The sequence below is a fragment of the Streptomyces sp. H27-D2 genome (assembly GCF_035828615.1).
In the GTDB taxonomy this organism is placed as follows: Bacteria; Actinomycetota; Actinomycetes; order Streptomycetales; family Streptomycetaceae; genus Streptomyces.
On record NZ_JAYMZR010000014.1, the window covers coordinates 70,423 to 97,044 of the forward strand.

The 26,622-nt window shown below is 68.5% G+C and carries 26 protein-coding genes and 4 pseudogenes; 21 read left to right on the plus strand and 9 right to left on the minus strand.

The genetic code is table 11. From position 1 onward, the window contains the following. Window positions 1–2 precede the first annotated feature (2 nt). On the plus strand, window positions 3–2,165 hold the full coding sequence (helR, locus tag QMK28_RS08565; RefSeq protein WP_326436424.1) for an RNA polymerase recycling motor ATPase HelR: 2,163 nt from the start codon (window positions 3–5) through the stop codon (window positions 2,163–2,165). A 438-nt stretch (window positions 2,166–2,603) separates the two neighbouring features. Here helR and QMK28_RS08570 read toward each other — a convergent pair. Continuing rightward, window positions 2,604–3,028 (minus strand): annotated as a pseudogene (locus QMK28_RS08570) (alpha/beta hydrolase fold domain-containing protein). A 62-nt stretch (window positions 3,029–3,090) separates the two neighbouring features. On the opposite strand from QMK28_RS08570, the gene QMK28_RS08580 reads away from it, so the two are divergent. The 3 genes and pseudogenes from QMK28_RS08580 (at window position 3,091) to QMK28_RS08590 (ending at window position 5,985) form a co-directional block, all read left to right on the plus strand. Beyond that, window positions 3,091–3,465 carry a hypothetical protein gene (locus QMK28_RS08580; protein WP_326436425.1) on the plus strand — a complete coding sequence of 125 codons (375 nt, stop codon included), beginning with the start codon at window positions 3,091–3,093 and terminating at the stop codon, window positions 3,463–3,465. A gap of 534 nt (window positions 3,466–3,999) precedes the next feature. After that, window positions 4,000–5,325, plus strand: a complete 1,326-nt coding sequence (locus QMK28_RS08585) for an MFS transporter (RefSeq protein WP_326436426.1) — start codon at window positions 4,000–4,002, stop codon at window positions 5,323–5,325. A gap of 179 nt (window positions 5,326–5,504) precedes the next feature. Next, a pseudogene (locus tag QMK28_RS08590) lies at window positions 5,505–5,985 on the plus strand (macro domain-containing protein). A gap of 419 nt (window positions 5,986–6,404) precedes the next feature. On the opposite strand, the gene QMK28_RS08595 reads toward QMK28_RS08590, so the two are convergent. Next, complete coding sequence (locus QMK28_RS08595; protein ID WP_326436427.1) at window positions 6,405–6,935, minus strand: GNAT family N-acetyltransferase; 531 nt, start codon at window positions 6,933–6,935, stop codon at window positions 6,405–6,407. Window positions 6,936–6,962: 27 nt separating this feature from the next. Between QMK28_RS08595 and QMK28_RS08600 the strand changes: the two genes are divergently transcribed. Continuing rightward, complete coding sequence (locus QMK28_RS08600; protein WP_326436428.1) at window positions 6,963–7,115, plus strand: hypothetical protein; 153 nt, start codon at window positions 6,963–6,965, stop codon at window positions 7,113–7,115. A 207-nt stretch (window positions 7,116–7,322) separates the two neighbouring features. Here QMK28_RS08600 and QMK28_RS08605 read toward each other — a convergent pair whose 3' ends face one another. Next, on the minus strand, window positions 7,323–7,970 hold the full coding sequence (locus tag QMK28_RS08605; RefSeq protein ID WP_326436429.1) for a DUF7691 family protein: 648 nt from the start codon (window positions 7,968–7,970) through the stop codon (window positions 7,323–7,325). A gap of 293 nt (window positions 7,971–8,263) precedes the next feature. Between QMK28_RS08605 and QMK28_RS08610 the strand changes: the two genes are divergently transcribed. From QMK28_RS08610 to QMK28_RS08645, 8 genes are all read left to right on the plus strand, one after another. Continuing rightward, window positions 8,264–8,647 (plus strand): hypothetical protein, encoded by a 384-nt coding sequence (locus tag QMK28_RS08610; RefSeq protein WP_326436430.1) that lies wholly within the window; start codon window positions 8,264–8,266, stop codon window positions 8,645–8,647. A gap of 85 nt (window positions 8,648–8,732) precedes the next feature. Beyond that, window positions 8,733–9,143 carry a hypothetical protein gene (locus QMK28_RS08615; protein WP_326436431.1) on the plus strand — a complete coding sequence of 137 codons (411 nt, stop codon included), beginning with the start codon at window positions 8,733–8,735 and terminating at the stop codon, window positions 9,141–9,143. 572 nt (window positions 9,144–9,715) lie between these two features. Beyond that, window positions 9,716–10,237 (plus strand): putative immunity protein, encoded by a 522-nt coding sequence (locus QMK28_RS08620; RefSeq protein ID WP_326436432.1) that lies wholly within the window; start codon window positions 9,716–9,718, stop codon window positions 10,235–10,237. Window positions 10,238–11,447: 1,210 nt separating this feature from the next. Then, entirely contained in the window at window positions 11,448–12,077 is a 630-nt protein-coding gene (locus tag QMK28_RS08625) for a hypothetical protein (protein WP_326436433.1), read from the plus strand. 84 nt (window positions 12,078–12,161) lie between these two features. After that, window positions 12,162–13,013: a phytanoyl-CoA dioxygenase family protein gene (locus QMK28_RS08630; RefSeq protein WP_326436434.1), complete on the plus strand. Its 852-nt coding sequence runs from the start codon at window positions 12,162–12,164 to the stop codon at window positions 13,011–13,013. 75 nt (window positions 13,014–13,088) lie between these two features. Next, the gene (locus tag QMK28_RS08635; protein ID WP_326436435.1) at window positions 13,089–14,057 is read left to right on the plus strand and encodes a phytanoyl-CoA dioxygenase family protein; all 969 of its coding nucleotides are present in this window, start codon (window positions 13,089–13,091) and stop codon (window positions 14,055–14,057) included. A 5-nt stretch (window positions 14,058–14,062) separates the two neighbouring features. Next, the gene (locus tag QMK28_RS08640) at window positions 14,063–15,679 is read left to right on the plus strand and encodes a B12-binding domain-containing radical SAM protein (protein ID WP_326436436.1); all 1,617 of its coding nucleotides are present in this window, start codon (window positions 14,063–14,065) and stop codon (window positions 15,677–15,679) included. Window positions 15,680–15,959: 280 nt separating this feature from the next. Next, window positions 15,960–16,556: a TylF/MycF/NovP-related O-methyltransferase gene (locus tag QMK28_RS08645; protein WP_326436437.1), complete on the plus strand. Its 597-nt coding sequence runs from the start codon at window positions 15,960–15,962 to the stop codon at window positions 16,554–16,556. Between the two features lie 358 nt (window positions 16,557–16,914). Here the strand turns inward: QMK28_RS08645 and QMK28_RS08650 are convergent, their stop codons facing one another. The 3 genes from QMK28_RS08650 to QMK28_RS08660 form a co-directional block, all read right to left on the minus strand. Next, the gene (locus QMK28_RS08650) at window positions 16,915–17,457 is read right to left on the minus strand and encodes an FABP family protein (RefSeq protein WP_326436438.1); all 543 of its coding nucleotides are present in this window, start codon (window positions 17,455–17,457) and stop codon (window positions 16,915–16,917) included. A 420-nt stretch (window positions 17,458–17,877) separates the two neighbouring features. Then, window positions 17,878–18,294: a VOC family protein gene (locus tag QMK28_RS08655; RefSeq protein ID WP_326436439.1), complete on the minus strand. Its 417-nt coding sequence runs from the start codon at window positions 18,292–18,294 to the stop codon at window positions 17,878–17,880. Window positions 18,295–18,304: 10 nt separating this feature from the next. Then, window positions 18,305–18,679, minus strand: coding sequence for a helix-turn-helix transcriptional regulator (locus QMK28_RS08660; RefSeq protein ID WP_326436454.1), 375 nt, complete (start codon window positions 18,677–18,679; stop codon window positions 18,305–18,307). A 288-nt stretch (window positions 18,680–18,967) separates the two neighbouring features. Between QMK28_RS08660 and QMK28_RS08665 the strand changes: the two are divergent. The 6 genes and pseudogenes from QMK28_RS08665 to QMK28_RS08690 form a co-directional block, all read left to right on the plus strand. Next, window positions 18,968–19,204: pseudogene (locus QMK28_RS08665) on the plus strand (AraC family transcriptional regulator); the annotation flags it as partial. A 5-nt stretch (window positions 19,205–19,209) separates the two neighbouring features. Then, complete coding sequence (locus QMK28_RS08670) at window positions 19,210–19,335, plus strand: hypothetical protein (protein WP_326436440.1); 126 nt, start codon at window positions 19,210–19,212, stop codon at window positions 19,333–19,335. Window positions 19,336–19,449: 114 nt separating this feature from the next. After that, on the plus strand, window positions 19,450–19,806 hold the full coding sequence (locus QMK28_RS08675; RefSeq protein WP_326436441.1) for a VOC family protein: 357 nt from the start codon (window positions 19,450–19,452) through the stop codon (window positions 19,804–19,806). Continuing rightward, window positions 19,778–20,286: pseudogene (locus tag QMK28_RS08680) on the plus strand (pyridoxamine 5'-phosphate oxidase family protein). Before QMK28_RS08675 ends, QMK28_RS08680 begins: the two are co-directional and overlap by 29 nt. 171 nt (window positions 20,287–20,457) lie before the next feature. Next, entirely contained in the window at window positions 20,458–22,842 is a 2,385-nt protein-coding gene (locus QMK28_RS08685) for an excinuclease ABC subunit UvrA (protein ID WP_326436442.1), read from the plus strand. 205 nt (window positions 22,843–23,047) lie between these two features. Next, window positions 23,048–23,278, plus strand: coding sequence for a winged helix-turn-helix transcriptional regulator (locus tag QMK28_RS08690; protein WP_326436455.1), 231 nt, complete (start codon window positions 23,048–23,050; stop codon window positions 23,276–23,278). 257 nt (window positions 23,279–23,535) lie between these two features. Here the strand turns inward: QMK28_RS08690 and QMK28_RS08695 are convergent, their stop codons facing one another. After that, window positions 23,536–23,928, minus strand: coding sequence for a hypothetical protein (locus QMK28_RS08695; RefSeq protein WP_326436443.1), 393 nt, complete (start codon window positions 23,926–23,928; stop codon window positions 23,536–23,538). 149 nt (window positions 23,929–24,077) lie between these two features. Between QMK28_RS08695 and QMK28_RS08700 the strand changes: the two genes are divergently transcribed. Together QMK28_RS08700 and QMK28_RS08705 are read left to right on the plus strand one after the other, a co-directional pair. Continuing rightward, window positions 24,078–24,299: a hypothetical protein gene (locus QMK28_RS08700; RefSeq protein WP_326436444.1), complete on the plus strand. Its 222-nt coding sequence runs from the start codon at window positions 24,078–24,080 to the stop codon at window positions 24,297–24,299. A gap of 142 nt (window positions 24,300–24,441) precedes the next feature. Next, window positions 24,442–25,086 (plus strand): ArsR/SmtB family transcription factor, encoded by a 645-nt coding sequence (locus QMK28_RS08705; protein ID WP_326436445.1) that lies wholly within the window; start codon window positions 24,442–24,444, stop codon window positions 25,084–25,086. Here QMK28_RS08705 and QMK28_RS08710 read toward each other — a convergent pair. Both QMK28_RS08710 and QMK28_RS08715 read right to left on the minus strand, forming a co-directional pair. Then, the gene (locus QMK28_RS08710; protein ID WP_326436446.1) at window positions 25,074–25,535 is read right to left on the minus strand and encodes a hypothetical protein; all 462 of its coding nucleotides are present in this window, start codon (window positions 25,533–25,535) and stop codon (window positions 25,074–25,076) included. The two genes, QMK28_RS08705 and QMK28_RS08710, sit on opposite strands and share 13 nt — an antisense overlap. Window positions 25,536–25,830: 295 nt before the next feature. Then, on the minus strand, window positions 25,831–26,355 hold the full coding sequence (locus QMK28_RS08715; protein ID WP_326436456.1) for an SMI1/KNR4 family protein: 525 nt from the start codon (window positions 26,353–26,355) through the stop codon (window positions 25,831–25,833). Window positions 26,356–26,622: the final 267 nt, after the last annotated feature.

The following is a 26,622-nucleotide window of genomic DNA, read 5'->3' on the forward strand; positions in this document are numbered from 1 at the left end:
GAATGAACCCCCTGACCACCAGCGCGTTTGAACTTCCCGACCACCTCTCACCCAAGGCCGACCCAACGCTGATCGCCGGCGATGAGCAGCACTTCGCGGCCATCGCGGAGTGCCTCGAGCAGTCGATCGCCGAGCTGTCCGACCGCCTCGCCGCCGAGCGTAAGGCGCCCGGCGGCGCAGGCCGGCAGGCGATGGACCGGGACACGGAGATCCACCGGCTGACCGCTCGCCTGCGCGCACTGCGTCGCTTCGGTCTGGACCTGTGCCTCGGACACATGGTCAGCGCGGACAACCCCGAGCCCGTGTACGTCGGACGACTCGGCCTTACGGACACCACGGGTCGTCGGCTGCTGCTCGACTGGCGCTCCCCCGCGGTTGAGCCGTTCTTCGGAGCCACCCACGCCAACCCGATGGGGCTGGCAAGCCGCCGCAGGTATCGCTGGACCCGCGGCCGGATCAGCGACTACTGGGACGAGGTGTTCGCCTCGGACGGGTTCGCCGGACACGCCGCGCTCGACGACCAGTCCGCCTTCATCGCCAGCCTGGGCAGCAACCGGTCGACACGGATGCGCGACGTGCTCGGCACCGTCCAGGCCGACCAGGACGCCATCATCCGCGCGGGATCCCGCGGCGCTCTCGTCGTCGACGGCGGTCCGGGTACGGGGAAGACCGTCGTCGCTCTGCACCGCTCCGCCTACCTCCTCTACTCCGACCCTCGCCTCGGTCACCGCCGGGGCGGCGTGCTGTTCGTCGGTCCGCACCAGCCCTACCTGGGCTACGTCGCCGATGTCCTCCCCAGCCTCGGAGAGGAGGGTGTGCAGACCTGCACCCTGCGGAACCTCGTCGCCGAGGGAGCCGCAGCAGCGATCGAGGCCGACCCGAACGTGGCCCTCCTGAAGTCGTCCGCGAACCTGGTGAAGGCGATCGAGACGGCCGTCAGGTTCTACGAGGAGCCGCCCGCCAAGGGGATGACGGTCACGACCCACTGGTCCGACATCTGGCTGAGCGCCGACGATTGGGCCGTGGCGTTCGAAGCAGCAGAACCCGGTACTCCGCACAACGAGGCGCGCGACCAGATCCGGGAGGAGCTGCTCACGATCCTGGTGGACAAGCACGACGACGACGCCTCGGCTGACCTGCTCCGCAAGTCGCTGCTCCAGAACAGGGAACTGCTCACGACCCTCAACCGCGCGTGGCCGCTGCTCGAAGCCGCTGACCTCGTCGGAGACCTGTGGTCGGTACCCGCCTACCTGCGGAAGTGCGCTCCCTGGCTCAGCCCCGATGACGTCTCGAAGCTGCAGCGCGGGGACGCCCATGCCTGGACGGTGTCCGACCTGCCGCTCCTGGACGCGGCACGGCAGCGGCTCGGCGACCCGGAGGCGTCGCGACGTCAGCGTCGGCACAACGCCTCTGTCGCCGCCGAACGCGAGCACATGTCCAAGGTCGTCGACGCCCTGCTTGAGGCCGATGACGACGGTGAAGGTGTGATGACGATGCTGCGCGGACAGGACCTGCAGGACACCCTGGTCGACGAGAGCGCACCGCCCAGCACCGAACCGGACCTTCTCGCCGGCCCGTTCGCGCACATCGTCGTGGACGAGGCTCAGGAACTGACCGACGCAGAGTGGCAGATGCTGCTGCTCCGGTGCCCGTCCCGGAGCTTCACCATCGTCGGGGATCGCGCCCAGGCCAGGCACGGGTTCACGGAGTCGTGGCAGGAACGGCTCGAGCGGATCGGGCTCGACCGGATCAACCTGGCCTCCCTGAGCATCAACTACCGGACGCCGGAAGAAATCATGGCGGAAGCCGAGCCGGTCATCCGGGCCGTACTCCCGGACGCCAACGTGCCGACCTCCATCCGCAGCAGCGACGTTCCCGTCGTACACGGCTCCGCTTCGGATCTGAGCTCGGTCCTCGACACCTGGCTCGCCGCACATGCCGACGGGATCGCCTGCGTCATCGGCACTGGTGACATCGGAGTTGGTACATTCCGGACGACGTCCCGCGTCCGGTCGCTGACCCCGCAGCTGTCGAAGGGGCTCGAGTTCGACCTGGTCGTCCTCATCGACCCAGAGGCGTTCGGCAAGGGCATCGAAGGAGCGGTCGACCGCTATGTCGCGATGACCCGAGCGACCCAGCAACTCGTCATCCTCACGAGCACCTGACTCCGGCCGGACGAACGCCCGCTCCCGCTGATGTGGTGGCGTTCCTGGATGCCGGCACACCACCGGTGTACGGGGGCTTCGGCAGCATGCCCATGCGCGACTCGGAGGAGGTCGCCCGGGTGGCCGTCGAGTGCGGTCTGCTTCGCCGTCGGCGAGGTACCGAAAGCGATCTATGCTCAGGTCGCTGAGCGAGTCCGGGCGGCCGAGAAGGAGCGGAGGGCCGCGGGCCTGGTCGCCGCCCGACGCGAGCAGCGTCGTGCGGGCAGGCTGGCGTGAACGTCCCGTTGGCTGCGTCGAAGCCCGTCCGGCTGCCGCCGGCCCGGACGGGCGCGGCGTTACCTGAGTACCTCCGGAACTGGGCGATGCGCACACGACGCGTAAACTCCTCGGGTCTGAAGGGTTGTTGACATACCGTTTGACCTGTGGGAATGACGCCGCTCACACGCCGCGCAGCCACCGCCCCGCCCCTTCCAGTGCCTCCTCCGCCTCCGGCAGCACCCCTGCGGCACCCAGGAAGCCGTGGAACGTGCCCGGTTGGATCCGGACTTCGGCCGGCACGCCGGCTCGCCGCAGTCGCTGCGCGTATGCCCGGCCCTCGTCGCGCAGCGGGTCGCACTCGGGCAGCACCAGTAGCGCGGGCGGCAGTCCGCTCAGGTCGTCGGCGAGTCCGGGAGAGCGTACGGGTCCGATCCGTCGCCGTCCGGGCCCAGGTACTGCTGCCAGTACCAGCGCATATGGGCTCTGGTGTGGAAGAAGCCGGTGGCGTAGTCGGCCGCCGACGCGGTCTCCAGCCGGTGATCGAGGCCTGGGTAGAGGAGGAGTTGGGCGGCGAGTTCCGGGCCGCCGCGGTCGCGGGCCATCAGGGTGAGAGCCGCGGCGAGATTGCCGCCGCTGGAGTCGCCCGCGACGACGAGGCGGGACCCGGATGGTCGCCCAGGAGACCGGCAGCCGTGACAAGCGGGTCTACCGGATCGCCGGTGAGGGCATGGATGCGGTGCGGACCTGGGCGCGTGAGTCGCCGGTCGAGCCGCCGGTGCTCAAGCACGGCGTCATGCTGCGGATCTGGCTCGGCCATCTCCTCGAAGCCGAGCGGATGCGTGAAGTGCTGGGCGCGCACCGCGCGTACGCGGAGGCGATGCGCGAGAGGGCGCAGGCCGACGTCGCCGGGGCGCAGGGCCAGGAGGCGTGGGCGTACCCCACGCTCACTCTCAAGTGGGCCGAGCGGTACTACGCCTCGGAGCGGGATCTGGCCGACGCGATGCTCGCGGACCTGGAAGAGCTGGAGCGCAGGCGACCGTAGGCACGCCGGAAGTACAACAGCGGCTCGGCGCCCGGGAGCCGATCGAGAGAGGTGACCCGGCATCGAAGCAGGCCGTGATGTCACCCTCGACGATCCACTCATAATTGTGTGGCCGCGAGGCGAGACAACGCACCTCGGCTACCGCGTCATGGGTCCGGCGAGGTGACGAGGCCCTTCACATGTCGTTCGAGGCGAATCATCTGCTCGTCCCGCTGCGGCAAGGCGCTGGTGGCCACGAGGACGCTGCGGCTGTGCTCGACGACCTTGCCTTCCGGGAGTTCGTCCAGGGCCTCGTGCGCCAGGGGCCAGCGGCCGGATCCGAGGTTGGACAGGACGGTGGAGACGCTGCCGAAGCCGAGGTCGAAGAGGCCGGGCCGCTCTCGTACGCGCCCGGCAGCGCCACGCCGACCTCACCGCCAGCCGCTCCCGGACCCTGCGCGCGGTCGCCTGGAGGGGCTGATGCACCGTGAGCCCTCCTGCCGGCGGGCTCTCGAACGTGACGCGATACCCATAGACCCTTGAGTAGGATCCTGAATGAGCCTGTCCGTCGCCAGTCCGTCCCGCCTCTGGACGTCGAACTTCGGCCTTTACTTCACCGCCCGCGTCGTGTCGCAGGTGGGCGACACGATGATCCCGGTCGCGACGGCGGTCGCGATGTTCTCGCTCGGATACGGCGTGAGCGGGGTCGGGTTCGCACTCGGTGCCTGGATGGGGGCGTTCGCGCTCTTCGTCGTGTTCGGCGGGGTGTTCGCCGACCGGTTCCATCCCCGGCCGCTGATGATCGGCGCGGACGCCGCCCGGTTCCTCGTCCAGGTTCTGCTCGCGGTCTATCTCTGGCTAGGCCACCCAACACTGTGGATCATGATTGCCGGATCGCTGATCGGCGGCATCGCGACCGCGATGTTCCAGCCGGGCACATCCAGCCTGGTGCCCCAGGTCGCCGCCGACGCGCAGAAGGCCAACGGGGTGCTGCGGGTGAGCGAGGGGTTCGCCACGATGGCCGGACCGGCGATCGCCGGGGCGCTCGTCGCCGCGACCTCGCCGGCCTGGGTGTTCGGCATCGACGCGGCCACCTTCGCGATCAGCGGGATCTGCATGCTCGCGCTGCGGCTTCCCCGCTTCGAGGTGGACCGGACCGCCTCCACGCTCACCAACCTCCGCACCGGATGGGACGAATTCCGGTCCCGGTCCTGGCTGTGGGGGGTCATCCTGATCTGGTGGGTGCTGGGCGTGTTCGTCTGGGGCCCGATCACCCCGCTCGGCGCGGCCTCGATCATCGAAGCGCACGGCAAAGCCGCCTTCGGCTACGCGGAGGGCGCGTTCGGCGCGGGCTGCGCCCTCGGCGGCCTGATCGCGATACGGGTCCGCCCCGCCCGCCCGCTCTTCGCCGGCGGCATCGCGATGCTCCTGTTCCCGCTGATGCCGCTGGCCGCCGCCCTGGTCCCCGCTCAGCCGCTGCTCATGCTCGGGTACGCGGTGAGCGGCATCGGCTGGGCGTTCTGGGGCGTCCAGTGGGCCACCACGGTACAGACCCAGATCCCCGAGGACCGGCTCAACCGGGTCGCCGCCTACCAGGTCGCCGGCTCCATCCTCGCCGTCCCGCTCGGCCAGGTGATCGCGGGCCCCGCCAGCAGCCTCGTCGACCTCCACCGCCTCCTGCTCGTAGCCACCGTGGCCGCCCTCGGCTGCGCCATCGCTCTCCTCGCCACCCCCGCCATCCGCCGCCTCCGCCGAATCCCGACAGGATCGGGGCCGCACACGATGAACCATGCGGCGCGCACGATTGCAGAGCGCCAGCGATGCAACCGCGCTGAGCCGGCACGGCCGGGCCCTGCGTCGAACGACGGGATGACGGGATGACGGGATGACGGCCCAAGTCCGTTCACCCGGTGAGTGATCAGGTTTCTTCTCCAAGACCCTGTGTGGCGTCGGCCGCGACGCCGGCCACGTCCTGGACCGGCGGCCCCGGAGGCGGGGGGTAAAATCCGCCGGGAACGTGTCAGTTCGCCTTGTCAGAGGTACCGCATACGGTTCTTCCCATGGGGACGGGGATCGAATATGTACGGGGCGACGCGACAACACCACTGGGCAAGGGGCCCAAGGTGATCGCGCATGTCTGCAACGACCTGGGCGGCTGGGGCAAGGGCTTCGTGCCGGCCGTCTCGCGGCGCTGGCCGGAGCCGGAGCGGGCGTACCGGAGTTGGCACCGCGAACGCGCGCAGAACGACTTCGGCCTCGGCGCCGTACAGATGGTGCAGGTAGAGCGGCTGGCCTGGATGGCCAACATGGTGGGCCAGCACGGGATGCTCACCGGCAGCAAGGGCGTACCCGTGCGCTACGAAGTGATCGACGCAGCCCTGGTCAAGGTCGCCGATCGGGCGGTCGAGCTCGGCGCCTCGATCCATATGCCCCGCATCGGCTGCGGCCTGGCCGGCGGGCGTTGGGAGCGCGTGGAACCGCTGGTCCGCACGCGCTTGGCGGACCGCGGGATTGTGGTGACCGGTGTACGACCACGGCTGAGCGGGCAACTGGATGAGCAGAGGCAAACCAGGTCAAGGGCTCGGGGTCCTGTTCAGCATGTGCCGGAACCCAGCCATACACGATCCACACCTGCACCGCATCGTCAGTGACGACGAACTCCTCCACCTGCTCATGACCTCTCTCCGTGATCCCCCGGCGCATCGACGGCGCCCGCAGCCGACCATGAACCACCGCGAGTACGAGAACGGGGCGGGGCCCTGTGCGGGTCGCCGGGCTCGCGGCCTGCTCACGGCGCTGAACGGTCGGGTAGCCGGATCACACCGAGCGCTGGAGGTGGCCGGGAGAAGAGCTTGAACCACCTGCCCCATCACCCCGCCCCCGCCCCCGCTCACGCAAGCCGCCTAAAACTCCTTGGCGATCACAGTGTCCACCGGGGGACGGGGAGAGGACACCCGTACTTACGGTGCCCATTCCTCTGCAAGCAGGCCGAGGATAACCCTGTCGACGAAAGCGCCGTACACCCAGGCGGAGCACCGCAGGGTGCCCTCGACGGAGAATCCGGCTCCGGTCGCAGCAGCGATCATCGCGGTGTTGTCGACGAGGGTCTCGACTTGTAGCCGTTGCAGGCCGCGTACAGCGAATCCGTACTCGCACAGCACACGAATGACGTCGCCTCCCAGCCCACGTCCCCGGAAGGCGGGGAGCATAGAGATCCCCAGGTGGGCCGTTCTGTTGTGCAAGTCGATACCCCACATCAGGGCTTCGCCGGCCAGTTCCTGCGACTCCAGCTCCACCACCGAGAAGTACGCCTTCTGCTCCGACGGTGCAGCCGCCGCGGAGGGAGACTCTGCCGCCTCCGGCGGGATGGGCCGCCAGGGGAGGGAGTCGGCGCGTGATCGCATCACCACGTCTTCATACAGCTCGGCCTGGAAAACCGGGACATCACCGTCTTGCCGAGTCCGCAACCCGACCTTGTCTCCACGTATCACGCGTCATTGCTATCCCACATGCCGTAGTTGATCAACCGAGCTGTCCAGATGTCCCTGCGGCTGCTGCTCGACCTTCTGCCGCAGCTCGGCCACGATCTGCTCGCAACGCTCCTGACCGACGTTTCCGGCTCGTGCCTGGCCCGCGACTCGGAACCCGGGATCAGAAAGTGGCACAACTGAACGTCTACTGTGCAGCCGTACGCGACCGCATCTGACGAAGACCAGCTCACCGTCGCCTGAATCGAGCCTGGGCTACGGGCTGCTCGGAGTGACTCCACACGTGCTCGATGCCCCTCACCCTGTGCGACACCACGCGGGTTCTCGTGAGGCTGCCGCGAAGTGGGAGCTCCACGAGGCCCCCTGGGGGGCGCGTCTGGTGGCGGCCGGTCAGCCCTGAATCGAGAAGAAGACGGTGTCCATGGTGTGCCCGTGCTGGAGAGCGGTCTGCCATTCGTCGTGCTCGAACTGCATTTTGTCGATGAACAGTTCGGCCTCGTAGGCGAAGGCGTCGTCCAAGCGGCCCAGGACGGCGCGGTAGGCATCGGCGACAGCCTTGGCCTTGGCCAGTGGCAGGCGGCCGATGGCCGGGTAGCCGTCCATCGGGTAGGGGATGTGGAAGGGCACTCCGTCGGGAGGGCCGGCGTAGAGGAACTGGTGCGGGCACAGGTCGGCGGGGACACCGAGGCGGCGCAGCTCGTCGTCCATGTGGCCGAAGAAAGTGGAGGGCTTGGAGTAGACGCCCAGGTCGTCGAGGTCGGACCCGTTGGACGCGATGATGTGCTGGAGGGCCGTGTAGTAGGCGTTGCCGGCACATTCGCCGTCCGCGTCGGCCCGGCCTGTAATCAGCTCTTCGAGCGCGTCGGGCACGGTGATGTCCCAGTCGAGGTCCTGGCGGTCGAGTTCGGCCTGACCGGTGCGGGCGTCCACCCGCATGTATTCGAGAACGCGTTGTTGGTCCGCAGTGAGTTCGCCGCCTTGCAGGTAGGCGAGGATGCGGCTCTGGTCGGCGGTGTTCATCGAGATGATGTGACTCATACGCCCATGATCGCAACCAGCACTGACACACGACCGGGCGGCGGTCCGGGTCGGCAATGTGCGCAGGCGCTTGCCTTGGCCCCCCCACTCCGTTGAAGGCTTGAGCGAGCATCAGGAGGCCTCCTGGTCGGGAAGAGGAACTGGAGCAGAGCCGCCGTGTACGGGCGGCAGGGGGCCGGCTGCCGTGGGGCGGGCGGTTCAGCGCGGGTCAGCGCGGTCTCCGGGAAGAGGTCGAGCTGACCGGCCGCCGCCGTGGCGGCGCGGGTGAGCGAGGCCGTCACGCGGTGGTGCCCGTGGTCCAGGCGAAGGTGACAGCGCTGGCAGGCACCGATCCGGTTCGACGGATCGACGTCTTCGGGCGTGTGGTTGAGGTGGGCGCAGGTCCGCCCCACGGTGGCTCCGGTGTCCGGGTTGGGCTGACGGTGCAAGGCTGGGCAACGGCCGCCGGGGCGCTCCAGTCCACAGTGACCGGCGCACTCAAAGCGGCCGCCGCCGCGCACGAACCGGATCCGCCGCGAGATCTCCGGCCAGTCGGCCGGGTGCCGGGCAAGGTTCTCGGGCCGTATCGGCATGCCGGCTCGGCTTTCGCCAGTGGCCTGGCGCCGCTCGTAGTCCGCGAGCAGTTCGCCGATGGCGTTCGGTTCGCCGACCTCGAAGCCCAGATCGCGGGCACCTGACAACTCAAGACAGTTCCGCTTCATCCGGCCGGTGTCCACAGGAAACCTGTGGTCACCGGCCGGGCTGCATGGCAGGCTCTGGCAGATGGAACCCCACAACGAGCAGGGAGCGGGCGAGGTCCTGCATCAACGCGGCTGGCGCAAGGCGTTCACGGTCCAAGAGATGGTCGACAAGTGGGCATGGCTCGTGGGCAAAGTCGAGGACGGCTACAGCGACATGGTCGACGAGTACACCAACGACCTCTACAGCCGAAACTGGCTCCACGAGGCATGGCCGATCGTCACTGAACGCGTGGTCGTGCTCTGGACCCCGAAGATCAAAGCTCTCGACGACCGCTTCAGGGCCGCCACCGTCTTCGACGACGGCATCGCCTTGTCGCAATTCCACCGGATCAGCGGATTCGACCCCGTCGACATGTGGTGGTGGCGCCGCCACCCTCGCACACTCGTCGGCGACCTCGGCCGGTCACTCCGCTTGGCAGACGTCACCGACTGACTCTCGGCAGGACCCCGGATGGGACTTCCAGCAAACCGTGGACGAGACCACCCGGACGAGTGGCAAGGCCTGATGCAATGAGGACGCGCACCCTGAACTTCGGCTTGTACGCAGACGAGCAGCAACTGGCCTGGGTCAGGGGCCTGGTCGACCAGGCCGTGCGTTCCCGCAGCGCTTGGATCGTCGATGAGACCGTCGCGCATACTCTCGCTGGGAGCGAGCTGACGACCGCTGACGTGTACGACATTCTGGCGGAGCAGTGGGCCTGGGAACAGCCCGGTGAGAGCAGTGGCGCGCGGGAACCGGTTGAGCTGCGCGTCCACTTGGTGTGTTCCCTGCGGACATGGCGAGCGATCCGCAAGACAGTGATCAGGACTCTGTGTCCACAAGGCATGGCACCCCACGCCTGTCGTGTTCCGTGGATCGCTGCCTGAGCTGGTTCGCGGAGCCCGATGGCGCACGAAACGGCTGCCGGGTGGATCGCGGCCGCACCGGTCCCGCACCCGTGGGCCGTACGTTCTGAGTTGGGAGCCAGCAGCGACAGGGAGCAGCAGAACCGGCAGGATGTGCGGGTGAACAAGGTGACCATAAGCGAAGAGGACCGCCGACTTCTCGGACTCTGGGCTGCCGATTGCGCCGAGCGGGTGCTGCCGCTGTTCGAGGCTATGGCTCCCCATGACACCCGCCCTTGCGAGGCGATCGAGGTCCTTCGGGCCTTCACGCGCGCGGGGAAACGGACAGGGCAACTGCGCTCCGTTGCCTGGGCGGCCCACACAGCCGCACGCGAAGTTGACGATCCGGCTGCCGCAGCCGCCGCTCGCGCGGTGTGCTACGCAGCAGCGGCCCCTTACATCCACTCATTGGCCACCCCTCACCAGGCGAAACATATCCATGGGCCGGCGATTTACGCGGCGCGCGCTCGCGAGCTCTCGGCGGGCGATGACGCCGGCGTCGGTGACGAGGAGGTCCGATGGGCGATCGAGCACGCGTCGCAGGCAGTTCGCGAGCTAGCGCGGCAGATGCCGGCTTGCGAGCCTGGTCGCAGTCGGCTGGCCGTGCTTCGCTACCAGCTGGACGCAGCCCTTCGCCGCTGACCAGCGAGGCGCGCAGCGTCGCCGGAAGGAACCACTTCCGGCGAACGTCGCCAGCGGCGTCAGCTCATCGACGGTCGCCATCAGGCCATCACCGTCCACGACAGCTGTCGCGGAGGATCCCAGCCGACCACAGCGGGGCTGACCAGGAGAAACGCCGACCGCCAACAAGACGACCTTCGGCCTGCCCCACAGAAGCGACATGCCCCAGGCACGCTCCCCAGTCCCGCCGCGGGATCGCGCCGTCGGGGATCTCGGCATCGACGGCGCCGCCTTCCCAGCGACCTGGTGGTCGGTCCGCCCGATCACGTGATCCGCGAGGTTGTGACGTGAGCACGGCCTACACCGACGGAAGGTGGCGAGCGTTGCCGCCTGCTCTAACGACGTCACTGGCCATCCCCATCCCCGAGCTCTTCGTCGGAGTTGGGCTTCTCCGCGACGCTCGCGCACTTGCGGCACGAGTAGCGGCCGTCCGGGGCCGAATACGGGAGTGGTCATGCTCAGGGTGACGGGGGTCAGGTTCCCGCACTCCTGGCACGGCTCGGCGAGCATGTGCAGGCGCGTCAGCTACTCGGCGAATCCGCTGTGTCGTGCCCGGCCTTGTGCAGCAGGCGACACCTGGCTGCGCATCGAGGCCTGACATCGGCGGGCACAGGTGCTCGTCATGAGCGCCTGGGCCACTGGGGCGCTACGGGCGCAGCTGCCGCCGATCGATGACGACTGCCTCTTCGAGGGCGAGCGCCGGCCGCGGGCTACGCGGGTGCGGTGAATGCGTGGCTTCGTACGCTGCCGGCCAGCGGGTTGCGGTCCCCGTCGCCGGACTCGTGGCGTGCGTACGCAATGGCGGACCGGGACTGGCTGGTGCGCGTCATGCACCGCTCAACGCGCATGGTTGAAAGAGGTTGACCGGAATCCGACGTATCAAGCCAGGCCGATTACGCCGGAATCGTGAATCTGCTGGCACCGATCTGGGGAACCTTCGCCATGGCCACGTGGGGGAACAATGTGGTCTGGGTGACATGCTTGATTCTTGGTGCCGTCGGGGGAGTTATGGCAATTGGTTATTGGTGCGGCCGTAGACCGGAGGCTCACGGTTGTCTCAAAGCAGACGCTTGACGGACCTTGACGTCCACACCGCGACTGCTAGTGTCTGAGTTCACTCGAGCAATATCCGCCCTCGGCTCTGAGGAATATCCTCCAGGAGGTCGAAGCAATGCGTATTGCCACTGGTGTCAAATCCCCTGTGCCGGTCGAGCAAGTGGAGATGGGGGCTCTGGCCTACCTGCGCGACGAGTCGTCCGTTCTCGCAGCCAAGGCGATGGAACTGACCGACTCCTGGGGCCAGGCCATGTTCATCCTGGACCGCGAGACGGTCGAGAGGATCTTCTCGGTCATCGGGTTCTCCCACGCGGTCGTCGCCGGGGTCTACGACGGCGTCCGGGACATCGCGTACGTGGAGCACAAGGTCACCGACGAGCCCACCCGGCCCGAGTTCACCTATCACGCGCTGGACGCCGCCTGCCTGGTGCTGCGTGGTTTCAGTGACCTCGACAAGGCCCTCGTAGAGGTCCACGACGACAACGCGGAACTCTTCCTCGACCAGCAGCGCGGCCTCTTCGACCGGATTATGGAGAGCCTTCCGGACTACTGCGGGAACCTCATGTTCTCGCCGGACGTCGCGGCCAGGGTAGTCAGCTCGCTGGGCGGCAATGTCAGCGCGGACAAGCTGTACGAGCTGGCCTGGAAGTTCGGCGGCCAGGTGACCCTCGACCTGGAGGGGCGCCGCGGCGTCTCCACCCAGTTCATCCGGGCGTTCACGCTGACCCTCTCGACGACGGTGTGACGGCACGACGGTACCCGGCCGGCCGGCTGCCGACCGGGTACCTCTCGTTCGTGCCCCGCCGTCTCCTGTCGTCTGGAGTGTGCGATGCCTGGTCTGACGAAGCAACAGATCGACGACTATCGGCGAGATGGCTTCGTTGTGATTCCCTCAGTGCTGTCGGTGGAAGATGTCGTGCTCATTGATTCATCGATAGCGGAGCTCGCCGGAGCCGGTGAAGAAGAGATAGCCGGAATCTTTGAATTCGAAAAGGAAACCATCGACGGAGAAAGGACGGCCCGCCGCCTGTACAACCCCTACGAACAACACGAAAATTTTCGGAAGCTGGCGACGGACAAGCGCATCACCGACCGCGTCGTCTCACTGCTCGGCCCGGACCTGGCGCTCCAGCACAGCAAACTCAACCTGAAGCCGCCCAGGGTCGGAGCCCCGGTCGACTGGCACCAGGACCTCACCTATTTCCCGCACACGAACGACGACCTCGTTGCCGTCCTCATCTATCTGGACGACGCCACCCGGGACAACGGCTGCATCGAGGTACTGCCCCGTCTCCACCACCGCTTCCTGGACCACGCGATGCCCGACGGCACCTTCGCGGGCCGCATCGTGGAGAACCTCGACGACGAGCGCCACGGTGCCCCGGTGGCGGTCGAGGGAACCGCCGGGAGTGCGATCCTCCTGCACCCGCTCACCCCGCACCGGTCCGCGCAGAACCGGTCGCCGGCCCGGCGGCGGGCGTTGATCTACCAGTACCGGGCGGCCGACGCCTTCCCGATCTACACCGGCAAGCACCTCGTGGCCATGGAGGACTGCGCGCACCACATCCGGGGCGAGCGTGCTTCTGTCGCCCGCTTCGGCGGTCCCTGTCCGGTGATCTACCGTCCCCACGGCAGCCCGAAGTCCCTGTACCAGCTGCAGGAGTCGTCGAGGAAGAAGTAACGCGGAGCACGCCCCGCGACGCCGTGCCGCGTGCTCGAACGGGGCGTGTGCCAGCGGAATTCGAAGGGTGCTGAGATGCTGAGTGCAAGCCTGTTGGAGGAATACGCGGAGCAGGGATATGTGATCGCCAAAGGCGTCATCGATCCGGACACGGTCCTCGAACCCGTGATCGACGAGTACGGGGGCGCGGTCGACCGGCTGGCAGAACAGGGGCTGCGCGACGAAACCATAGCGGATTACGACGCGACGGCAGCCCCCGTCGACCGCCTGTTGCACCTCATGCGGGAGACACACGGGGCGTGTTTCCAGTCCCTGGACATCACCCTCCCCATGGAGGACGACATCCTCCCGGACACGCCGATGCACCTGGGTGCCGCAGTGTTCCACCTGTTGCGCGACGAGGCCCTGCTGGACGCCGTGGAATCCTTCATAGGCCCGGAAATTCTGTCCAACCCGGTCCAGCACATGCGCATCAAACCCCCGGAGCGCAACATCTCCGCGAAGAACAAGGCGCACACGCTGACCCTGACCGGCAAGACCTTCTGGCACCAGGACCTCGCCGTCGTGACGGACGACGCGGACCGGACCAACCTGGTCAGCGCATGGATACCGCTCAACGAGGCGACCGAGGAGAACGGCTGCCTGCTGGTCGTCCCGGGAAGCCACAAGGGTGGTCTGCTCCACCACTGCGACACCCCGTCCTCCCAGGGAATACCGGACCGTCTCCTGGGCGATCACAAGGTGCCCCTGCCGGTCTCTCCTGGGGACGTCATCCTCCTGCACCCCCTGCTCGCGCACGCCTCTCTGCCGAACGTCAGCGACGGCGGCCGCTGGAGCTTCGACCTCCGGTACAGCCCGGTGGGGCAGCCGACCGGACGCCGCTGGTACCCGGAGTTCGTCGCCCGCAGCCGGGCCCACCCGGAGACCGAGACGAGGGATCCGCAGGAGTGGGCGGCCTCCTGGCTGGCGGCCCGGCGGGACCTGGCCGGCCGTGACCGGCCGCGCTTCCACCGGTGGGACCCGGCTGATCCGCTCTGCGCCTGAAGGACGTGATCCTGTTGATCGATCTGGATGTACTCGGCCGGGGCAGCGGTTTCTCCGTCCGTGCGGGACCGCCGCGGCTGGCCCTGGTCCATCACGGCTTCCGTGCGAACCAGATCGGATTCGCCGATGCCCGCCAGGACCGCTTCACCGACCGCTACGCGTCCCTCGGACTACTCAACCTCGCACGCTCCGCCCAGGCGGACTTCGAGCAGCACCGGATCCCGTACAGCCCTGAGATGAAGTACTTCGACGAGGACCACTACCTCGATGACGCCCGGATGGCAGAGGCGATCGAGCAGTGGCTCCGTCCGGCCAAGGCCAGGTTCGTCCTGGTCAGCCTGTACTCACTCGCGTTCGAACGTACGGCGAAGATGCTCGCGCTGCTCGACCCGGCGGAAACCTGCGTCGTCATCGGCGGCGCGCACCCCACGATGGCCCCCCAGGCGACCTTCGCGCACCTGGTAGTCCGCGGCGAAGGCGGCTCCGCACTGCGGCACATCCTCAACGAACTGCTGCAACCGGGCTTCGGCCAGGGCCCCGAGGCCCGCGGCATCTGCTACACCCGAGGGGGCGAGTCCCACATCGGCCCCCCGGCCTTCGACCGGTCCCTGGCCACGATTCCCGCTCCGGCCTTCCGTTACGATCTCACCAGGGACCCCGAGCACGGCATCGAACGGGTCCGCGTGCGCTGGTGGAAGGCGCTGGGAAGCCGGCCGCAGATCTACATCTGTACCCAGAGCTGCCGCGCCCGGTGCTCGTTCTGCTCGACGTACGTCATCCACGGGAACCTGGTCTCGCGTCCGGTCTCCCTCGTCTCCGCCGACCTCGACCACGTCATCGGCGAACTGGGCCACAATTCCATCGAGTTTCACGACGACGACCTGCTGCAGCACGACGAACTGGACGACCTGCTCGCCGACCTGGGCACCCGCGGCGTGCCGTGGAGCTGCAACGCCCGTGCCGAGTTCCTGGACGAGGGGATCGCCGACAAGCTCTACCGGGCAGGCTGCCGGAAGGTCTTTCTGGGCATCGAGTCGATGAACCAGCGCACGCTCGACTACTACCGCAAGAAGACAACCGTCGAGATGAACAGGAAAGCCGCCAGGTCGCTCGACGCGGCAGGCATCGGCGTCATCTCCGGATTCATCATCGGCGCCCCGCACGACACGGTCGACAGCATCGTCGAGGACATCGACCGCATGGTGGAACTGCCGCTGCTCTTCCTGAGCGCGGCGATCCTCACTCCGGACATCGGCACGGCGGAGTTCAGCCGGGCGAAGAAGCGGATTCCCCTGCTGGGGGCGCTCGGGGACGACGGCTCGAAGATGAACATACGTCCCCGCCCGGACCTGTTCGGATCGGCCACCCCCTATGGACTGCCGACCGTGTGCGAGGCCGTTCCGAAGGAGCAGCTGAACGAGTTGTACGCGCTGGCGAACTGCGAGTTCTTCCTCCGGGAGACCAGCAGGGAGCGGATCGCCCGCTACACCCCGGCCGACCGGTTGGCCGATGCCCAGGCATGGTGCGCGGTCCAGCGCGAGCGGGCGAAGGAGCTGGCGGAGACCGCGGAACTGGATGTCGTCCGTACCCGTGCGGCAGCCCTGCTGGCCGCACGCATCTGAGACCGACAGGGGGATCATGGGACGGCGTGCGGTCCGCAGTGGTGATCCGACGGTCCCGAGAGGCCCCCGCCCCGAACCGCGGACGAGGACGGGTGCGTTCGTACGCACGTGGGAGCGCCGTATCACCGGTGTGCTGCCCGGAGGGGCACTCGCGTGCGTCGACGCACTCGCCGACCGCGAGCGCCGCTTCGCCGGGGGGTTCCTGGCGGACCGGACCCTGGGGGTGCCGCCGCGACACCGGTATCGCCTGCTCCGGCAGCATTACCTGGCATCGAGGTTCTTGATCAGCCCCCACACGACCGGCGAGATCCTCGGCTTCTGTCGGGCCGTGCTCAGCCTCCCGGCCCACCTTTCCGGCTGTGTGGTGGAGGCCGGAAGTTACAAGGGCTCGAGCACGGCCAAGTTCAGCATCGCAGCCCACCTGGCGGGACGCCGCCTGGTCGCGTGCGACTCCTTCGCGGGGCTTCCCTCCTTCGACGAGCAGCACGGTCTGAGCATCACGGGTCGTCAACTCGTCTTCAACGAGGGTGATTTTGTCGGTTCGATGGACGAAGTGCGTGCCGCCGTCGAGCGTTTCGGCATCCCCGGGGTGTGCTCCTACGTGCCCGGCTGGTTCGAGGAATCGCTCCCCGCGTGGCGCGAACCGATCGCGGCCCTCTACCTCGACGTGGACCTGGCGGCCTCGACCCGTACCTGCCTGAAGCACCTCTACCCGTGGGTGTCTCCCGGTGGCTGGGTCTTCTCGCAGGACGGGCACGTCCCCCTGGTGCTGGACGTGTTCAAGGACAAGGTGTTCTGGAACGACGAACTGGGCGTGGACCCGCCCGTGATCGACGGGATGGGCCGGCAGAAGCTGATCGGCTTCCGCAAGCAATAGGCGCGTCCCGAGGCAGGTCCCGCCCGGCGCGGGGCGGGGACCGGCGTCCTTCCGGCGCAGCCGGGTCAGTCGAGTTGTTCTCCGAGTTCGCGGTGCGCCGATCGGAGCCCTTCGGCTGCCACCACTCGAAGAGCTGGTCCTTCAGCGTCATCGCCTCTCGTACCGGACGAGGTCAGGGAGCGGCGTGCCGTTGAACTGTGGTGCGCAACGTGGCCAATTGGAAGGTTCTGACCGCGTTTGCGTGATGGCTACGTCAAGGTCGGCTGTCCACTACGCAATCGAGCTGAAGCGTCACGGAGAGCCCGTGCGCGTTCCTGACCTGGCCCCCCGTCACGTGCTGTATGACGGGCAGCACGGCCTACCCTCTGCGTCGCAGGCGTGCCGAGAGATGGTGTTGCAACGGCTGACCGACTGCCGCGAGGTCGTGGATGAACGTGAGCGCGTCGTCGTCGGTCAGGGCGTAGCGTCGGCGGGTGGCGTTGACCTCCTTGGCTGTGGGGGTGAGGGCCACCTCGTGGGTGGCGAGATCGACCGTGTTGTCGGCGGCATGGCCGACCGCGATCTCCGCGATGCCGGTGGGCTGGGTGATCAGTGCCTCCACTCGGCCGTCGGGCTGGAATCGCCACCAGCCGCTCTCCCGGGCCGACGGGCGCAGCGGTGCGCCGGCGGCGTCGAGCAGCCAGGCCCGGGTCTCGTAGCGGAGGAAAGGGCGGCCGTCGTGGCTGAAGGTGACCTCCTGCGCGTAGGCGAAGTCCCCGGCGAGCGTCGGGTATCCGCCCTGTCCCCGGCCGCGCCAGCTGCCCAGGAGGCCGAGCACGGGCGTGAGCAGTGCGTGCGGCGCGGGCGCCTCGTCCGGTCGATGGCCGTCGGGGTACGGGTGCTCTGGTACGGGGTCGAACACGGTTTGCGCTCCTGAAGTCGAGGCCGGTGCTGGCTGGAAGCCTAGGGTGCCTATCCCCTCGGCGACGGGCAGGGGAGGCTGTCCCAGCCTGTCGCCGTCGAGCGGAGCACGGTCATTCGGCGGTGACCCCGGGCTCGGGATAGTGCCGGCGTGCATCCCAGGGCCCCTCACGGCATGCCGTGACCAGAGCTGACGTCCCCCGAGGATGCCCGTCGGGACTGGCGGAGCCTGGCTGTACATCCCGATGTGCCTGCGTGGCAGTGAAAGCCCCGAGGTGTTCGCGGACTATGTGCGACGGAACGGGTCGCCGAGGAGGCGCGGACGGCGGCCTTCGCATGCCGGCGCGGGCCTGCGGACGGCCGGCAGGTCTTCAGAGCGCGGTCCGGCAACCCCAGACCCTGAGCGGGGCCCGCCAAGGGCTCACTTCCCGAGGGGCTGGTTGAAGCGCAACAGGTTGCCGGCGGGGTCGCGGAACGCGCAGTCGCGGACGCCGTAGAACTGGTCCATCGGCTCCTGCAGCACCTCGCCGCCCGCGGTGCTGATGCGCTCGAAGGTGGCGTCGCAGTCGTCTGTCGCGAAGATGACGCCGCGCAGCAGGCCCTTGGCCATCAGCTCCGCCATGGCCAGTTTGTCGGCCGATGAGGCGTTCGGGTCGGCGAGGGGCGGTTCCAGGACGATGTTCACGTCCGGCTGGGAGGGCGACCCGACGGTCACCCAGCGCATCCCCTCGAACCCGACGTCGTTGCGTACCTCAAGGCCGAGCACATCGCGGTAGAAGGGGATCGCCTTGTCGTGGTCGTCGACGGCGATGAAGCATTGGGAAAGCCTGATGTCCATGCCGTTCACGCTACGGCTGAGCGGCAGGGCCCGCTTCTCCATTCCTGACCGGCCGCGTATGGATTTTGGCCATGCATGCCGGGATGCCGGCGCCGTCGTCATGGCTCCGGGCCCGGTAGGTGCTCGGGCTCTCGCCGACCAGCTCCGTGAAACGCGAGCTGAACGACCCCAGCGACGTACAACCGACCGCGAAGCAGACGTCGGTCACGGTGAGGTCACCGCGCCGCAGCAGCGCTTTGGCCCGCTCGATGCGGCGGGTCATCAGGTAGCTGTAAGGCGTCTCGCCGAAAGCGGCGCGGAAGCTGCGGGAGAAATGGCCGGACGACATCAGGGCGCCACGCGCCAGCGCCGGGACGTCGAGCGGCTCGGCGTAGTCGCGGTCCATCCGATCGCGGGCCCGCCGCAGCCGGACGAGGTCGTCGAGCTCCTGTCGTCTCACCTGACCAGTTTCCCACAGCACCCGAGGCCGGTGACGAGGAGCATGGACGACGCCCTGGAGCCAGAGCTGACCGAGGACGAGCTGAGCGACCTGCTCAGCGACGACGACCGCGAGGCCGGGGAGAAGGACGAGTCGAGCAGGTGACCGCGCCCAGGCGCCCGGCACGGGCCGTCATACCGGAGCGGCGACACGCCTCGCCCGCCGCGCCGTTGTCGAACAGTTAGGCGATCTTGCCTTTGGCGCGGTTGGTCTCGCGACCTCAGCGTTACTGAGGTCTGTTTCGCGGGGTCGGCTGCGCGTCCCTGGGCACCTTCAGTACTCGCTTCACCGAGTTGGTCGGTGTGCCGCCCAGCACCGATCTGGGCCAGACAGCTCGTGCGACGGCGGAGATGCCGTCGTGCGTCGCGAAACAGGCGACCAAAATCGATCAGGAATCGAGAAGCGCGGACCCCCGAGCCGCAGCTAGCGTGACCGCCATGGACATCGCCATTCACGCGAGCTTCCTCCCGCGCGACGACCCGGAGGCATCCCTGGCCTTCTATCGCGACCGCCCGGAGGCGGTCCCGGTGGTCCTCCTTCTCTTGCGGGCTGGGCCCGGTTAAAACGAACGGCCAACGGCGAAATCGCCATCCGGGGCGATCGGGCTGTCGATTTGGACTTCCCGTTCGTCTTTAAGCCAGACGATGCCGACCAGACCCACGACTTCAGGAGTGACCATGACCGGCTCTTCCACCCAGGGAATCAAGACCGTGCTGTATCCCGTTTCCGACCTGGCGGCGGCCAAGGAGGTATACGCCGCCCTGCTCGGCGTACCGCCGAAGACCGACGAGTCCTACTACGTCGGCTTTGAGGCCGAGGGCCAGCACATCGGGCTGGTGCCGAGCGGTGGACCGCAGGGCATGACGTCACCGGTGGCCTACTGGCACGTGCCGGACATCGAGGCGAAGCTGGCCGAGTTGACCGTCGCGGGTGCCACCGTGAAGGAGCCCGCGCACGACGTCGGCGGCGGCCGCCTGGTGGCCGCCGCCACCGACACCGACGGCAATGCCCTCGGGCTGCTTCAGGACCGCTGAGTGCCGGCCCCCCCGCTCCCGCGCCCAGCGTCGTCGCGACACCGAGCATCGGCTCACCCACGACGTCGACGTCTGGGTGGCCAGCGCCTCGGCCGACGGTGCGCCGCATCTGGTGCCGCTGTCCTTCGACTGGGACGGCGAGGTGCTGCTGATGGCCACACCGGCGGACAGCCCGACCGGCTGGGGGCACCTCCCGGCCGAAGGCTGGGGGAGAACCTGGCCACCACCAGGACCGTTCGGCTGGCGCTGGGCCCCACCCGCGACGTGACCATGGTCGACGGCGAAGTCGAGGTCCTCGACATCGACGCGCTGCCGCAGGAGCGCGGCGACCGGTTCGCCGCCCAGACCGGCTTCGACCCGCGTGCGCAGACCACGCCGTACCGCTGGTTACGCGTTTCCCCGCTCCGCATCCAGGCGTGGCGCGAAGTGAACGAGATAGTCGACCGCGAGCTGATGCGCGACGGCCGCTGGTCGGTCTGACGCCTCGGCGGGCGCGGGCGCGGGCACGCCGCGTGGCCGGGGTCCAGGGGCTCCACGGGGCGAAGAGAAAGAGAACCAGACGTACGGCTCGAAGCTTGTCGGGTCGAGCCAGGCGACGACGGCGGAGACCGCGAAGGCGGCCCCCGCCCAACAGATGGAGACACGAAGAGCATGGCCACGAAGAGGAACACGCAGTCGCCTGCGCCGCACGCTGCCGACAGCCACGATCTGATCCGCGTGCACGGTGCGCGCGAGAACAACCTCAAGGACGTCAGCGTCGAGCTCCCGAAACGCCGGCTGACGGTGTTCACCGGCGTCTCCGGCTCGGGCAAGAGCTCGCTGGTGTTCAGCACGATCGCTGCGGAGTCGCAGCGGATGATCAACGAGACCTACAGCACCTTCGTGCAAGGCTTCATGCCGACGCTGGCGCGGCCCGAGGTCGACGTACTCGAAGGGCTGACGACCGCGATCATCGTCGGCCAGGAGCGGATGGGTGGCGACGCCCGCTCCACCGTCGGCACGGCCACCGACGCCAACGCGATGCTCCGCATCCTCTTCAGCCGACTCGGGAAGCCGCACATCGGCTCGCCCAAAGCGTTCTCCTTCAACGTCGCCTCGATCAGTGGAGCAGGTGCGGTCACCGTGGAGCGCGCCGGACGGACCGTGAAGGAGCGTCGCAGCTTCAGCATCACCGGCGGCATGTGTCCGCGCTGCGAGGGCCGGGGCTCGGTCACCGACATCGACCTGACTGCGCTGTACGACGCCGGCCAGTCGCTCAACGAGGGTGCGCTCACGATCCCCGGCTACAGCATGGACGGCTGGTACGGCCGCATCTTCCGCGGCTGCGGCTATTTCGACCCGGACAAGCGGATCAGCAAGTTCACCAAGAGGGAACTGCACGACCTGCTCTACAAGGAGCCGGCCAAGATCCAGATCGACGGAATCAACCTGACGTACACGGGTCTGATCCCGCAGATCCAGAAGTCGTTCCTGTCCAAGGACATCGACTCGCTGCAGCCGCACATCCGCGCGTTCGTGGAGCGTGCGGTCACCTTCACCCTCTGCCCCGAGTGCGGTGGCACCCGGCTCAGCGAGGCGGCCCGGTCGTCGAAGATCAAGAAGATCGACATCGCCGACGCCTGCGCGATGCAGATCAGCGACCTCGCCGGGTGGGTGCGCGGTCTGGACGAACCGTCGGTCGCGCCGCTGCTCGCATCGCTGGGGGAAACCCTCGACTCGTTCGTCGAGATCGGGCTCGGCTACCTCAGCCTCGACCGGCAGTCGGGCACGCTCTCCGGCGGCGAGGCGCAGCGGACCAAGATGATCCGCCACCTCGGCTCCTCCCTCACCGACGTCACCTACGTCTTCGACGAGCCGACGATCGGGCTGCACCCGCACGACATCCAGCGGATGAACGACCTGCTGCTGCGCCTGCGCGACAAGGGCAACACCGTGCTCGTCGTCGAGCACAAGCCCGAGGTGATCGCGATCGCCGACCACATCGTCGACCTCGGCCCGCGCGCCGGCACCGAGGGCGGCGAAGTGGTTTTCGAGGGCGCCATCGAGGGGCTGCGGGCCAGTGACACGGTCACCGGGCGACACCTGGACGACCGCGCCTCCCTGAAGCCATCAGTGCGGACGTCGTCGGAGGTGCTGAAGGTGCGCGGCGCCGACGCAAACAATCTGCGGGACGTCGACGTCGACATCCCGCTCGGCGTGCTGGTCGCCATCACCGGGGTGGCGGGCTCGGGCAAGAGCTCACTGATCCACGGCTCGGTGGTCGGGCAGGACGGGGTGGTCTCGGTTGACCAGGCCGCGATCCGCGGCTCGCGCCGGAGCAACCCGGCGACGTACACCGGGCTGCTCGACCCGATCCGCAAGGCGTTCGCGAAGGCCAACGGCGTGAAGCCGGCGCTGTTCAGCGCCAACTCCGAGGGCGCCTGCCCCAATTGCAACGGCGCCGGTGTCATCTTCACCGACCTGGGGATGATGGCCGGTGTCGCGAGCACGTGCGAGGAGTGCGAGGGGAAGCGCTTCGAGGCATCGGTGCTGGACCACCACCTCGGCGGCCGTGACATCAGCGAGGTGCTCGCGATGCCGGTGACCGAGGCCGAGGAGTTCTTCGGCGACGGCGAGGCTCGCACGCCGGCCGCACACAAGGTCCTGCAGCGGCTGGCCGACGTCGGGCTCGGCTACCTCAGCCTCGGCCAGCCGCTCACGACACTGTCCGGCGGCGAGCGGCAGCGGCTCAAGCTGGCCACTCAGATGGCCGGGAAGGGCGACGTCTACGTCCTCGACGAGCCGACCACCGGCCTCCACCTCGCCGACGTCGAGCAGCTGCTCGGCCTGCTCGACCGGCTCGTCGACTCCGGCAAGTCGGTGATCGTCATCGAGCACCACCAGGCGGTCATGGCGCACGCCGACTGGATCATCGACCTCGGCCCCGGCGCCGGCCACGACGGCGGCCGGATCGTCTTCGAGGGCGCCCCCGCCGACCTGGTCGCCGACCGTTCCACCCTCACCGGCGAGCACCTCGCGGCCTACGTCGGCGCCTGATCGGGGTCCTCGCGGGCACCGCGGGGTCTGCTGCACGGATAGGTGACACCTGATCTGCGGTGCCGTGTGGTGCCGCTGGAAGGATGTGCACCGTGCCGAAGCCGTATCCCAGGGAGGTCCGCGAGGACGTGATCCGGGTCGCCCGGAACCGTGAACCCGGCGTGACCATCAAGCAGATCGCGAGCTGACCCAGACACTGCGGGCCCTGGAACGGGACGGCCTCGTCAGCCGCACCGTCTCCCCGACCGTTCCGCCGCGCGTGGAGTACCGGCTGACAGCGCTTGGGGCCGAGGTCGGACGGCTGGCCGGCGCGATCGCGGATTGGTCCGTGGAACACGCCCGGGAGATCCTGGCGGCCCGCGGTGAGTTCGACGATGCTTTGCGGGGCGCTTGCGTCCCCCTCCACACAGGTCAGGTCAGCCCCGACGCGTGGTAGTTGCTGCAGTCGGCCTATGGCGGTTCGCGTCGGGGTGCTGCTGGCCGGACGATGGCCGGCAGGGTTGAGACGCGGGTCTGCGGCTCACCGGAGCGTCCTGCCATTGGTGCGCGGAGCGCGGCACCATGGGTGTCCGGCCGTCGCACCCGGGCTCGCTGCTGCCGGCGGTGGGCAACGGCCCGGGCCGTTGCCCACCGCCGGCAGCGGCGGGGGCGGGCCCCCCCCGCCGGGTTCAGAAGGGTGCCGGGGCCCGGGTGTCACCCGATGGCGTACGTGTACACACTCGGGGGCGTCGGGTTCGAGCGGCCGTTGTGGTCGAAGTGCTTGACCGTGGCTTTGGGGCAGGCCTTGTCGGTGTACGTGTAGGCATGGTGGGCGGGCCGCCAGATCTTGACCTGAACGCACTTACCGTCGGCGGCGGTGTCCTTGAGCCATCCGGACACATGGGTGGTGCTGCCGCAGCTCACCGTGTAGTGCGACTGGCCGCCAGGGATGGAGACGTCGTACGTCTTCCCGCACCCGGCCATCACGGTGACGTCCGAGGCGGCGCTGGGCGCGGCGGCGCTCGCCGATCCCGGGACCGCCGCCAGCACACCACCGAGTGCCAGCGCACCGCCGGCCGCCGCGACCCCTATCCTCTTCCGTTGCATGTCGTCTCCCTTCGTTGGATTCAGCGTCCCCAACGGTGCCCGACGCCCTGCCCTGGCCGGTCTCCTTTCATCCCTCCATGAACCGATGCCGCCCGAGGCGCCGCCGTGGTATAGAGGAGCGGAGGCACACACACCACGGGGGAGGCGTTGTGCTGCGCATTCACTTCACGGGGGAAGATCTCGGCCGTACGAGGATGACCGCCGGGCCGTTACCGGCTTGGGAGACCGTGCTCAGCCTGCACCGACTACAGCGCCAGGACGGCCGCCGCCAGTACACCCGGTGGCGGAAATCCGTCCGGGCCGAGCTGCCGCGTTCCTGGCAGCTGCTGGCCGAACTCGTCCCGCCCCAGGGGTACTTCCCGGACTTCTGACGCCCGCCGCCCCGCCCGCCGGCCTGGACGAGGCGCTCGACCAGGTCCTCGGCAGCCCGCGCACCGTGCTGCGCCGGGACTTCAGTCTCTCGCCGAGCAGCGCCCGCCCAGCGCGTGGGGCCGGGCTCTCGGCGTCGGGGAGGTGCCCGCGCTCAAGGTATTCGGCGCGGCCATCAAGGCGTATCACCGCATCGCGGTCGCCCCGCACTGGGACCGTATCCGGGAACAGGTGTGCCGGTGCCGCGCGCGGATCGCCGAAGCGATGCTCACCGAAGGCACGGAGGGGATGCTCAAGCGTCTGCTGCCCGCCATCCGCTGGCGAAACCCGGTCCTTGAGGTCGACTACCCGGTGGACCGGGGCCTCCGGCTGGACGGGCAGGGCCTACTGCTCGTCCAGCCGTTCTTCTGTTGCCGTACGGGCGTGACACTGCTGCACAACGACAGCACACCCGTCCTTGTCTATCCGGTCGAGCACGAACTTCCGGAAGCGCAGCAGGATCCCGGTGCCGACCGGCGTTACCTGGCCGCTCTGCTCGGTCACACGCGCGCGGCAGTCCTCGAAGCCCTTGAGGAGACCAGCACGACCGGCGAACTCGCCACGCGGGCCGGAGTCCTGGCCTCCTCGGCGAGCCAGCACACGATGGTGCTGCGCAACGCCGGGCTGATCCGCACCGTACGACAGTGCAAGGCCGCACGGCACTCGCTGACCCCGATGGAAGCCATTCTCCTGCACCGGGGTTCCTTGACGAGCCGTCAACTGTCTTGTGTCAATGGTTACGTAGCGTGAGTCACGTGTCCCGGGCAAGCGTACGGAGGGAAGCGCCTTGCCGTGTCGATGAGCGACGAGGGGTGGCGGCGATCTCGATCGATCAACGCCTGGCTGGAGCCCAGCACGGTGCCCGCGGTGTCGGTGAAGGTCACCTTCCAGCCCCACAGTGGATGGTGCACCTCGCTGACGAAGGCGGTCGCGGTCAGCGCGTACGCGGCCGGCGGGGCCCGGGTGCCGGCCTCCTCCCCGAAGACCTGCCCCAGCTCGCGCGCCTCCTCCTTGGAGAACAGCCCGGCCAGCGCCTGCACCCAGTCGGCCTCCAGCTTCGTCAGCTCGTACCCGGCCTCCTGTCGGTCCGCACCGCGCAGCATCACCGCCAGCAGCGTGAGCGACCCGGCCGGCGCGGCACCGTCGCCGTAGGCCGCCTGCCGCCTGTGGCCGCGGGGCGCGAGCCCAGTTCCGATCACTCTCTCTGCTGCATGGCGGGCGATGACCGGCGACAACCTGCTGGGTGATGATCTGCGGGGGTTGGGAGCGGTTGATCGTCACCGTGTTGGGAGTGTTGTATCTGGGGGTTGGTCTGCGGGTTTCTTGTTTGATGGACTCTCAGTGAGTGACGATCTGGTGCTCTCGATTTTGGTCGAGTAGCACGTCGGTTCGCTGCTGATCGCAACAGAGGGTTCGCTGCGTCGCAGGTCAGCGGGGCAGGGTGCTCATGTCCGGCGACGGGGAACCTGCGCTGCGCCTGGCGGGACGCCTCACTCAGCGGCAGAGCTGCATGATGCTGTTCTCGAAGTCGGGGAACTCGCGTGTGGCCAACTCGGTCACTGCGGCCGCCGGCTGGCGCTGGTCTGGCGCGAACTGCTCGGCGATGGCCGCCAGCTCCTGATGGGGGCGTGCGGCCCGTCCGTGCTCCTGCGGGTCAACCGCCTCACAGGGGCCGAAGCCGTCGGCCAGCAGCCACAGGAAACCACCCAGGTCGCGCGCGACGACGCCGGTCTCTCCTTCGGAGCCCAGGAAGACGATGGGCTGATCGGCGAGTGCTCGGTTCTGGCGGGCCAGCCAGAATGCCGTGTACCCGCCGGCGCCGTCCTGGCCGAATACTCGGAAGGCGTCGCCGTTCAGCTCACGGTTCCCGGTCCAGGCCCGAAACCATTCGGCGGTCTCCTCGGCGGGCAGGAACGCGGCGTAGGGCTCGAAGTCGACTCCGGCGCCATCGTCGTAGTCCAACGCGACTGCGGCCACAGCGGCCAGGGGAGCAGGGAACTGGCGATCATCGGTGAACATCACGCGCACAGGCTAGCGACCGGTCGAACTTCGACGGCAACCGGTCGGTCTGCACTGGCACGGGACACGTGCGGTCAGTTGGGGTAGGTGGAGGTGGCCGGCGTGGGCGTGCCTGTGACCTCTTGGTCGGCGGAACTCATTGTGGTTGCGCCATCTTGAAGTGGCTGGTCAGCAGGGGTGGCGTGACCCCGTTTCGGGGTGCTCGTGCTGGTCGTGGGCGGCAGTCTGGGGTGTAGATCGTCCGGCGGGGTGGTTTTGCCGATGAGT

Bases quoted from the DNA above. Each gene is read 5' to 3' on its own strand.
- helR (WP_326436424.1), top strand. From the start codon at position 3: ATGAACCCCCTGACCACCAGCGCGTTTGAACTTCCCGACCACCTCTCA.
- QMK28_RS08580 (WP_326436425.1), top strand. From the start codon at position 3,091: ATGGTCGCCCAGGAGACCGGCAGCCGTGACAAGCGGGTCTACCGGATC.
- QMK28_RS08585 (WP_326436426.1), top strand. From the start codon at position 4,000: ATGAGCCTGTCCGTCGCCAGTCCGTCCCGCCTCTGGACGTCGAACTTC.
- QMK28_RS08605 (WP_326436429.1), bottom strand. From the start codon at position 7,970: ATGAGTCACATCATCTCGATGAACACCGCCGACCAGAGCCGCATCCTC.
- QMK28_RS08615 (WP_326436431.1), top strand. From the start codon at position 8,733: ATGGAACCCCACAACGAGCAGGGAGCGGGCGAGGTCCTGCATCAACGC.
- QMK28_RS08625 (WP_326436433.1), top strand. From the start codon at position 11,448: ATGCGTATTGCCACTGGTGTCAAATCCCCTGTGCCGGTCGAGCAAGTG.
- QMK28_RS08630 (WP_326436434.1), top strand. From the start codon at position 12,162: ATGCCTGGTCTGACGAAGCAACAGATCGACGACTATCGGCGAGATGGC.
- QMK28_RS08635 (WP_326436435.1), top strand. From the start codon at position 13,089: ATGCTGAGTGCAAGCCTGTTGGAGGAATACGCGGAGCAGGGATATGTG.
- QMK28_RS08655 (WP_326436439.1), bottom strand. From the start codon at position 18,294: ATGGACATCAGGCTTTCCCAATGCTTCATCGCCGTCGACGACCACGAC.
- QMK28_RS08660 (WP_326436454.1), bottom strand. From the start codon at position 18,679: ATGGACCGCGACTACGCCGAGCCGCTCGACGTCCCGGCGCTGGCGCGT.
- QMK28_RS08670 (WP_326436440.1), top strand. From the start codon at position 19,210: ATGGACATCGCCATTCACGCGAGCTTCCTCCCGCGCGACGACCCGGAG.
- QMK28_RS08675 (WP_326436441.1), top strand. From the start codon at position 19,450: ATGACCGGCTCTTCCACCCAGGGAATCAAGACCGTGCTGTATCCCGTT.
- QMK28_RS08685 (WP_326436442.1), top strand. From the start codon at position 20,458: ATGGCCACGAAGAGGAACACGCAGTCGCCTGCGCCGCACGCTGCCGAC.
- QMK28_RS08695 (WP_326436443.1), bottom strand. From the start codon at position 23,928: ATGCAACGGAAGAGGATAGGGGTCGCGGCGGCCGGCGGTGCGCTGGCA.
- QMK28_RS08715 (WP_326436456.1), bottom strand. From the start codon at position 26,355: ATGTTCACCGATGATCGCCAGTTCCCTGCTCCCCTGGCCGCTGTGGCC.